A 9,261-nucleotide genomic window follows, 5' to 3' on the forward strand; every position below is an offset into this window, starting at 1 on the left:
TCCCATGACGATGCCGATTTCGGGCGTTTCTTCCGTCGGTCGGTCGCGCTTTGCTTCGGCTTCGAACTGTTCGATTAGGGTCGTCACTGATTGTGCGGTGGTCATCGGAACGTGAGTGAGTCGGTGAGGTCTGTTGCAGCACCGTGCAGTTCGGTGAGCGTCGATTCGCCTACCGTCGCCGGGTCGTCGCCGCCGACGAGCGTGACGTGTCCCATCTTTCGGAGCGGGCGAACGTTGTGCTTGCCGTACCAGTGGAACGACGCGCCGGGGGTCGAGAGCACGCCCTCGACGCCCGAGAGGTCGGCGGGTTCCGGTTCGTCCACGTCGCCCAAAATGTTCGACATCACGATGGAACCGCGGAGCGTCGTCGCCCCGAGCGGGTACCCCAGCACGCCGCGGGCGTGCTGTTCGAACTGCGAGGTGAGCGCGCCTTCGATGGTGTAGTGCCCGGAGTTGTGCGGGCGGGGTGCGATTTCGTTCACGGAGATGTGGCCGTCCGGGCCTTCGAAGAGTTCGATACCGTACGTGCCGCGCCCGGAGAGGGTGGAGAGCACGTCGTGTGCGACGTCTTCCGCTCGCTCTCGAACGTCGTCGGTCGTGCGCGCCGGGACGACCGTCTGTCGCAGGATTTCGTCCTCGTGGACGTTCTCGCCGACGGGGAACGTCGCCACCTCGTCGTCGCCCTTCACGGCGATAACGGAGAGTTCGCGCTCGAAGGGGACGAACTCCTCGACCATCAGTTCGCCCGAGACTTGCGACATCGCGTTGTCCACGTCGTCCTCGTCCTCGACGGGGACGTTACCGTGCACGTCGTAGCCGCAGCGGCGGGCCTTCAGCATCATCGGATAGCCGAACTCCTCGCCCGCTTCGAGCAGGTCCTCGCGGGAATCGACTTGGCGGAAGTCCGGAACCGGGATGCCCCTGTCCTGCAGCGCGTGCTTCTGGACGAGTTTGTCCTGAATGGTTCGGAGCGTCGCCGGGTCCGGGTGAACCGGGACGTCGAACTCGTCGCTCACGGCTTCGAGCACGTCGGGGTCGGCGAGTTCGATTTCGAACGTCAACGCGTCGCTTCGCTTCGCGAGTTCTCGAATCGCGTCCTCGTCGTCGAAGTCGCCGATGATTTGGTCGCGGGCGACGAGCGACGCCGGGCAGTCGGGTGTCGGATCGAGGACGATCAGTTCGACGCCGAGCGGGGATGCCGCTTCCGCGAGCATCCGGCCGAGTTGGCCGCCACCGACGACGCCGAGGGTAAGCGGTGATGCCGTAACCATGTTGCCCGAAAGCTATCCCTGTGGGTGCATAAGATTTGCCAACTTGGACGAGAAATGCGCACGAACGTGTAACGGATTTCGGGCTATTCTGCTTGGTTCGCCTTCCGAAGTGCGCTCTTTTTGATGTAAATCGTCGTCGGAGCACCCCAGAGCGTCAGATCGTGTCGATACGCACGATAGCCGTCGAGATACTTCGCCACATCCCCTTCGCGTGAGGTTCGGGTGATGACGACCGGCGGCTGTCGGGTCTTCAGGCTCTCGTTGTCCAGCGTGCTGTCGACGCTCGCGTTCGCCATCTCGGTGTACCACGGTAGCGGGAGGCGGTTGTACCAGCCGCTCGCGGCCGGTGGTGGGCCGTCGTTGCTGCTCTCGTCCGGGACGTAGAACACGTAGTTACTCTGATCGTCCACGTAGCCGTAGTACAGGACGTCGGTCCCTCCCTCGTTCGCGTTCGACACTTGCTGTACCTTTTCCATCGTCGGTTTGATACCGGCGGCCGGTTGTCCCCACTGGACGATGTCGTTGTGGCGCTGTCCGCCGAACACGCTCGGCGTGTCGGGGTCTTGGGGATGCATGTAGACGACGGTCGTCGCCGGAAAGAGGATCAGTACGACGAGAACGAGCGAGATGACGCTCGTCGCGGTCGTTCCGACCCGGTCGTCGTCCTCGTACGCCTCCCGTCCCCAACGATAGATGACCCCCGCGCCGACGGCCGCGGGAATCATGAGCGGGACGATGGCGTGCACCGTCACCCACCCGGCCTGGATGTCGGTCACGAGCGGGTAGCCGAGGATGCTCACCACGCCCCAATAGAACGCGAACGAGACGAGGTCGCGGGGGCGGTCGTCGACGTATCGCGCCGCGATAAAACCGACGACGGAGAGGAGGACGACCACGATCGCGCCCTGTTCGAGTACCGTGATGAAGTGCTGAAGATAGGGAAGGTAGGCGTGACCCTGACTCGTCACCCACTGTCCGGTGAACTTGTCCCACGTCCCGAGCGTTGCCTCCCCGACGACCGCACCGAACATCGACGGATGCCCGAACGCCTTCCACAACCCCGGTCCGCTGGTTCCGTTCGCCCGGGGCGCGTAGAAGTAGACGATGATGACGAAAAACTCCACCAGCGCAACGAGGATGTGCGGAGCGAATCGAAGGAGCCCCCGACCGGTTTCTTTGGTCGTGTCGACGAACGTCTCGGTCCATTCCCGGTCGTGATTCCGGGAGAGGAGCAGTCGGTGGTCGAACAGCAGGACGAGCGCTCCGAGCCACGCGAGGACGTACAGAATGGCGTTTTCCTTCGTCGTGAAGCCGAGCGCCAACGCCGCGGTTCCGGCGTAGAGGTATCGTGCCTTCCCGGTCGCCTGTGCGCGAAGGTAGAAACCGAGCGCGAACACCATGAACGCCGCGAGCAACACGTCGTACCGCATGACACGGGAGTAGTAGAGGACGACGGGATTCACGGCGAGGAAGAAAGCGAACGCCACCATCTCGGAATCGCTGAGGTGGTCGCGGTAGAGCCACGCGGCCAGCGGCACCAATCCGGTGACGAGTGCCACCGGCAGTCGCGCCACGAAGTCGCTCGCGCCGAACAGTTCGAACAGGACGCTGTTCACCTGCGGGAAAAAGGGTCCGTGAATCGGCGGATAGTAATTCCAGACGCCGGTCTCCTGATAGCGGAGTATCCAGTAGCCGACGCGGGCTTCGTCCCAATGGGCGAATCGAGTGCCGAGACCGACAAGCCGGAGCGCCAGCGCCAGCACCGTGATGGCACAGATGAAAGCGAAACCCCGATTTCGGGCCGTCCACCCGGTCAGCGGGTGTTCGCCTGAACTCATTGTTTTGCCTCAAGACAGAGCGGGGATACAAGCCTTGCGGAGAGCGGTAGTTCTTTTAGCCGGGGTGGCCTCCCGCCACACATGGTAACGCTCGGACTCGTCGTCGCGGAGTTCAACGCGCCGATAACGGAGCAGATGGAGGCGTCGGCGCGTGAGGCTGCCGCCGAGCGAGGTGCGGAAATCGTCGAAACGCTACACGTTCCCGGTGCGTACGACTCCCCCCTCGCGGCGGACCGACTCGCGCGACGGGACGACATCGACGGGGTCGCGGTGCTCGGTGCCGTCATCACCGGCGACACCGACCACGATCACGTCATCACGACCGCAACGACACAGAAGCTCACCGACGTGAGCTTGGACCGGGATACGCCGGTCGCCCTTGGAATCACCGGACCGGGCATGTCGGCGGCGGAAGCACGCGAGCGTACCGACTACGGTGCACGAGCGGTCGAAGGTGCACTCGATTTGGTGGAAGAACTACAATGACGATGGAATTTTCGGAACGAATCGGACGTGTCGAACCGAGCGCAACGCTCGCGATCAGCAGCCTCGCGACAGAACTGAAAGCGGATGGTGCGGACGTCATCGACCTGAGCGTCGGTGAACCCGACTTCCCGACGCCGATGAACATCGTGGACGCCTGCGAGGAAGCGATGGAGGACGGCCACACCGGCTATCCGCCATCCAATGGCGTTCCCGAACTCCGCGAGGCCATCGCGGAGAAGCTACAAGAGGACGGTCTTTCGTACGAAGCGGACAACGTCATCGTCACGCCCGGTGCGAAGCAGGCGCTCTACGAGACGGTGCAGACAGTCGTCGACGACGGCGACGAAGTCGTCCTCCTCGACCCGGCGTGGGTGTCCTACGAGGCGATGGTGAAACTCGCGGGCGGCGACCTGAACCGCGTGGACCTCGCACCACACGACTTCAAACTCGAACCCGCCCTCGACGACCTCGCCGAGGCCGTCTCGGACGATACCGAGCTGCTCATCGTCAACTCGCCGTCGAACCCGACCGGCGCGGTGTACTCGGATAAGGCACTCGAAGGCGTCCGGGACTTGGCGGTCGAGCACGATATCACCGTCATCAGCGACGAGATTTACGAGCAGATCACCTATGGCGCGGAGTGTACCAGCCTCGGCACCCTCGACGGGATGTTCGAGCGCACCGTCACGGTCAACGGCTTCTCGAAGGCCTACTCGATGACCGGCTGGCGGCTCGGCTACCTCGCCGCGCCGGAGGAACTCGTCTCGCAGGCGGCCAAACTCCACTCGCATTCGGTCTCCTCCGCGACGAACTTCGTCCAGCGGGCGGGCGTCGAAGCGCTGGCGAACACCGAGGACGACGTGAGCGAGATGGTCGAAGCGTTCCACGAGCGCCGTGACCGACTCGTCGCCCTGCTGAAACAGCACGACGTGGACGTTCGAACGCCGGACGGGGCGTTCTACATGATGATTCCCGTGGCTGACGACGACCAGCAGTGGTGTGAGGACGCGCTGGAGCAGGCCCACGTCGCAACGGTACCGGGCAGCGCCTTCGGCGCGCCCGGCTACGCGCGAGTCTCGTATGCGGCGGGCTTGGAGCGGATCGAGGAAGCGGTCGAACGGTTGGCCGACGAAGACCTGCTGTAACGGAAACAGCGTTTTTATTTTCGAGTGAACGACCGAGCTATCGCTTCGTGCCTCCGGGAACTCATCACCTCGAACCGCATTGGTCCCGGCTTTCGATATAAACCTACGCGAAAAAGTAGCCCGGTCGTCTCCCGTCGTTCAGTTCCGTCTGATGATGAACCGGTTGGCGATGTAGATGCCGATGGCCGCCCCGATTGCGGGTGAGATGGAAGCAACGACGGATTGCTGGGGGTTGTACCCGAGCGCGAAGAGCGCGACGAGAAACACCGCGATGAACCCGATGGCTCCGGAGATGAGTGCGGTTTTGCCAGCAGGGGAAACCATGCGTTCTCCTCCTTAGACGCCCATGCCCATCAGGTGGCTTCGGAGCACGTCGTCGTCCTTGTTACCCTCGCCGGTGTTGAGGATGACGACGGTGTCGTCCTCGTCGAACTCACCCTTCTGGGCGAGTTCCCACGCGCCGCTTGCGGCGGCGGCGCAGGTTGCGCCCATCTCCAACCCTTCCTTCTGTGCGACCGCGACCGCCGAATCGAGGATGTCCTGGTCGCTGGTCGCCACCGCGCCGCCGTCGCTCTCGCGGAGCGCGTCGAGGATCATCGGGCTCGCGCCGGGGTCGGGAATCTCGATACCGCCGCAGATGGTGTCCGGCGTCTCCCACGCTTCGTGGATGTCTTTACCTTCTTCCCATGCCTTGACGATCGGTGCACATCCCGTCGCTTGCGCGGCGTACATCGCTGGAAGGTCGTCGGTGAGTCCCAAATCGCGGAACTCCTTTGCGGCCTTGTGCATGCCGACGAGGCCGACCCCGCCACCGGTCGGGTAGACGATGGCGTCGGGGACGTCCCAGTCCATCTGCTCGGCGATCTCGTAGAACATCGTCTTCTTGCCCTCGTGGCGGTAGGGCGTGACGAATGTCTTCACCGAGTACCAGTCGTCTTCTTCCTCCATCGCGTCGGCGTAGGCCGCGCCCGCGTCGCCGATCCTCCCTTCGACGACGGTCATGTCCCCGCCGTGGACGTTGACCATCGCCTTGTTCGTGAACCCGGCGCGCGTCGGGAGGAAGACGTGCGATTCGAGGTCGGCGCGGGCGGCGTAGGCGGCCGCCGCCTGTCCGGCGTTTCCGGCTGACGCGAGCGCGATGTCCGTCGCGCCGTGTTGGGCCGCCGCGGTCACGGCCATCGTCTGGCCGCGGTCCTTGAACGTCCCGGTGGGGTTGCGTCCTTCGTCCTTGAACAGGACGCGTCCGACGCCCATCTCCTCGGCGAGTTTTGGGCATTCGACGAGGGGCGTCGCACCTTCGTCCATCGTCACCGCCGATTCACGGGTGAACGGCAGGAGTTCAGCGTACTTCCACATCGTCTCGAACGGTCGGGATTCGAACTCCTCGCGCGACACGTCGATGGCGTCGTAGTCGTACTCCGGGTCGAGGATGCCGTCGCAGTCGGGACAGCGGTGTGTCCCCACTTCGGCGTCGAACGTCTCGCCACAGTCCACGCACGTCAGTCCGATGAATGCGTCCGTCGTCTCCATGCCCGAAGGTGGGCAGGCGGACCACTAAGCCCTGTTCATCCCCCGTCCCTTTTGCCCCTGCTCGCCGACCGTTGGATATGAAACCGGAAACCGTCCAGTCTATCCTCGCCGACCGCGTGGAGCGACAACCGTGAGCCGTTGGCACCGTCCTGGTACCGTCGAACCCCAACCTGATGGGCCGAGAGAGGTTTACGGAAGACGACCGACCTTCCCCCATGACCACAGTCATCGTCGCTGGGGCGGGACTCGCGGGGCTCGTCGCCGCCCGGCACCTCGCCCGGTTGGGGGTGGACGTTCACGTCTTCGAACGCGAGGACGAGGTCGGCGGGCGGGTCCGAACCGAGCGAAAAGACGGGTTCGTCCTCGACCGTGGCTTTCAGGTGCTCTTCACCTCCTACCCCGCCGCGAGACGCGAACTCGACTTCGACGACCTCGATCTGCGCTATTTCGCTCCCGGTGCGGTGCTCGCCCGTCCCGGCAGTCGATCCACCCTGAGCGACCCATTTCGTGACCCTGGAACGCTGTTCGAGTCGATGGCGAACCGCGAGGTTCGTCTCGGCGACAAGGTTCGAACCCTGAAACTCCGGCGGGAACTGACCCGCAAACCGAACCGCGAGATCTTCGCCGGGGAGGACGAGTCCATCGAGGAGTACCTCCGCGAACGCGGGTTTTCCGAATCGTTTCGAGACAACTTCGTCGGGCCGTTTTACGGCGGTATCTCGCTGGATCGGTCGCTTTCTACCTCGAAGAAGGTGTTCGAGTTCACGTTCAAGATGCTGTCCACGGGACGGATCGCCGTTCCCGCCGACGGCATGGGCGCGATTTCCGAACAGTTGGCGCGGAAGGCACGGGCGGCCGGGGCGACGATTCACCTCGAAGAGGTCGTTTCGGCGGTCGAATCGGACGGCGACGAAGTCCGCGTCGAGATCGACGGTGAAACCATCACCGGCGACGTCGCCGTCGTCGCCACCGACCCGAAGGCCGCCCGAGAGTTGACGGGCGTCGATTCGATCCCGACCGACGCTCACAGTTGTATCACCCAGTATTTCGTCCACGACGAACCGCTCGACACCGGCGACCGAATCCTGCTCAACGTCGGGGACGACGCGCCGAACGAAATCGTCCCGGTGTCCACGATTGCGCCGGAGTTCTCGCCAGAAGGGCGCGAACTCCTCTCCGCGACGTTTCTCGGCTTGCCGGAAGAGTCGGACGAGGAACTGGCGGAAACGGTGGTCGAGACGCTACAGCGGTGGTATCCTGACCGGGATTTCGCCCCACTCGAACACCTCCACACCGACCGTATCGAGTTCGCGCAGTTCGCCCAACCCCCGGGGGTCTTCGACACGCTTCCGACTACTCGAACCGACGAGGGTTCGGTGTACCTCGCGGGGGATTTCACGGAAGCGTCCTCGCTCAACGCCGCGATGGAGAGCGGCCGGAAGGCCGCGCTCGCCGTGTACGACGATCTGTGATCGTCACCGTCCTCGGAAACGGGCGATACGATTTTGTCGATTCCCGAACGAAATCAATCCACAACGATGGAGAAACCGGTCCTGATTCGAAATCCGAACGGCGGCGACCGACGGAAGAGCGGCAAGGCCCGTGATATCGCCCGTCGCCGGGGCTACGACGTTCGGGACAGCACTGCCCGCGGCGAGACCCTGACGCTCGCGGAGTCGGCGGCGAGAGACGGTGCGTCGGTCATCGCGGCCTGTGGCGGCGACGGGACTCTCAACGAAGTCGTCAGGGGTGTCGATGCAGCGGGCGCGCTCGACGACGTTCGCCTCGGGGCGATTCCCACGGGGACCGGCAACGATTTCGCGGACAACCTCGGGATTCGAGGGCTCACCCACGCGTTCGACGTGGTCGAATCCGGCGAGGAACGACGGCTCGACCTCGGGATGGCCGACGACCGGCCGTTCGTCAACTCCTGCGTCGGCGGGTTGACCGCCGAGGCGAGCGCGCACACGACGCCGGAGCGAAAGCGACGGCTCGGCGTCATCGCCTACGTGCTGAGCACGCTGCACGAGGCGCGGGAGTTCGACGGCCTTCGACTCGACATTCGAGCGGGGCCCCGGGACGACCCGATATGGTCGGGCGAGGCGGAAATGCTCCTCATCGGTAACGCTCGACGATTCCCTGGGGAGCGCGAGCGTCGGGCGAACGTCGAGGACGGCCTGCTGAACGTGGTCATCATCGAACGCGCGCCGTCGCTCGATTATCTCTCGGCCGGTGCCGCCGAGGTGCTGTTGCGTCGGGGTTCGACGTATCTCACACGACTCAAAGTTCCTCGATTGCATCTCAAACACGACGGGGACCCGGTGCAGTTCAGCCTCGACGGGGAGATGGTCCAGCGTGCCGAGATGGACGTTCGCTGCCGCCCGAACGCGATGCGGTTCGCGGTCGGAGAACGGTACGTTCCGAATCGGAGCGGAAGATAGAGCGGTAATTCTTCAGGTGCATATGCGACCATGTCGGAACAATTGCAGGATGCCATGGACGCTTCGAAGGGACACACGGTGCCTATTTTGTCGAGATGACGCTGTCGGTCCCCGCTACAACGGGTCGAAGGAGCCAGTACAGTCCGGGAAGTTGGGAGAGGTTGAGCACTGCATCCCGCACTTTGACGTGCCACTTCGTAGGGGGGATGAGAAAACTCGCAGTGCGCCTCCCGTATGCTTGCTTTTTCTCGATTTCCGGTTTCATCTTGGCCTCGTATTCAGCCAATCCCTCTTCGATAACGGAAGCTTCGCGTAACTTGCGTGCGAGAACGTAAGCACCACCCATCGCCATGGATGCCCCTTGTCCTGCGAGGAGTGAAACGGCGTAGCAGGCGTCTCCGACCAACGTCACTCGTCCCTTCGACCAGTGATCCATCTCGATCTGTGCGACCTGATCGTAGTAGATACTATCGACATCCGCACAATGATCGAGCGCATCGGGTACGATCCATCCGATGTCGCCGAACGTCCTCCGCAACTCGTCACAGGG

At 63.7% G+C, this 9,261-nt stretch carries 9 protein-coding genes; 4 read left to right on the top strand and 5 right to left on the bottom strand.

Features of this window, described 5'->3' with window-relative positions:
• Positions 1-101: 101 nt before the first annotated feature.
• Both WBV42_RS07950 and WBV42_RS07955 read right to left on the bottom strand, forming a co-directional pair.
• Positions 102-1,271 (bottom strand): 5-(carboxyamino)imidazole ribonucleotide synthase, encoded by a 1,170-nt coding sequence (locus WBV42_RS07950; RefSeq protein ID WP_423985547.1) that lies wholly within the window; start codon positions 1,269-1,271, stop codon positions 102-104.
• Between the two features lie 83 nt (positions 1,272-1,354).
• Positions 1,355-3,109, bottom strand: a complete 1,755-nt coding sequence (locus WBV42_RS07955; protein ID WP_423985548.1) for a flippase activity-associated protein Agl23 — start codon at positions 3,107-3,109, stop codon at positions 1,355-1,357.
• An 81-nt stretch (positions 3,110-3,190) separates the two neighbouring features.
• On the opposite strand from WBV42_RS07955, the gene ribH reads away from it, so the two are divergent.
• Positions 3,191-3,595, top strand: coding sequence for a 6,7-dimethyl-8-ribityllumazine synthase (gene ribH, locus WBV42_RS07960; protein WP_066143315.1), 405 nt, complete (start codon positions 3,191-3,193; stop codon positions 3,593-3,595).
• Positions 3,592-4,740, top strand: coding sequence for a pyridoxal phosphate-dependent aminotransferase (locus WBV42_RS07965; protein WP_423985549.1), 1,149 nt, complete (start codon positions 3,592-3,594; stop codon positions 4,738-4,740). The genes ribH and WBV42_RS07965 overlap by 4 nt, the downstream gene beginning before the upstream one ends.
• 138 nt (positions 4,741-4,878) lie before the next feature.
• On the opposite strand, the gene WBV42_RS07970 is transcribed toward WBV42_RS07965, so the two are convergent.
• Entirely contained in the window at positions 4,879-5,064 is a 186-nt protein-coding gene (locus WBV42_RS07970; RefSeq protein ID WP_423985550.1) for a hypothetical protein, read from the bottom strand.
• A gap of 12 nt (positions 5,065-5,076) precedes the next feature.
• Positions 5,077-6,270 carry a threonine synthase gene (locus WBV42_RS07975; protein ID WP_423985551.1) on the bottom strand — a complete coding sequence of 398 codons (1,194 nt, stop codon included), beginning with the start codon at positions 6,268-6,270 and terminating at the stop codon, positions 5,077-5,079.
• Positions 6,271-6,485: 215 nt separating this feature from the next.
• Here WBV42_RS07975 and WBV42_RS07980 point away from each other — a divergent pair, with 215 nt between their 5' ends.
• A complete protein-coding gene (locus WBV42_RS07980) occupies positions 6,486-7,742 on the top strand; it encodes an NAD(P)/FAD-dependent oxidoreductase (RefSeq protein ID WP_423985552.1) in 1,257 nt (418 codons plus the stop codon).
• Positions 7,743-7,808: 66 nt separating this feature from the next.
• Complete coding sequence (locus tag WBV42_RS07985; RefSeq protein WP_423985553.1) at positions 7,809-8,711, top strand: diacylglycerol/lipid kinase family protein; 903 nt, start codon at positions 7,809-7,811, stop codon at positions 8,709-8,711.
• Between the two features lie 82 nt (positions 8,712-8,793).
• On the opposite strand, the gene WBV42_RS07990 is transcribed toward WBV42_RS07985, so the two are convergent.
• A partial coding sequence (locus tag WBV42_RS07990) for an FAD-dependent monooxygenase (protein ID WP_423985554.1) occupies positions 8,794-9,261 on the bottom strand: 468 nt, incomplete at its 5' end.

This window comes from Haladaptatus sp., from assembly GCF_049589095.1.
GTDB lineage: Archaea > Halobacteriota > Halobacteria > Halobacteriales > Haladaptataceae > Haladaptatus.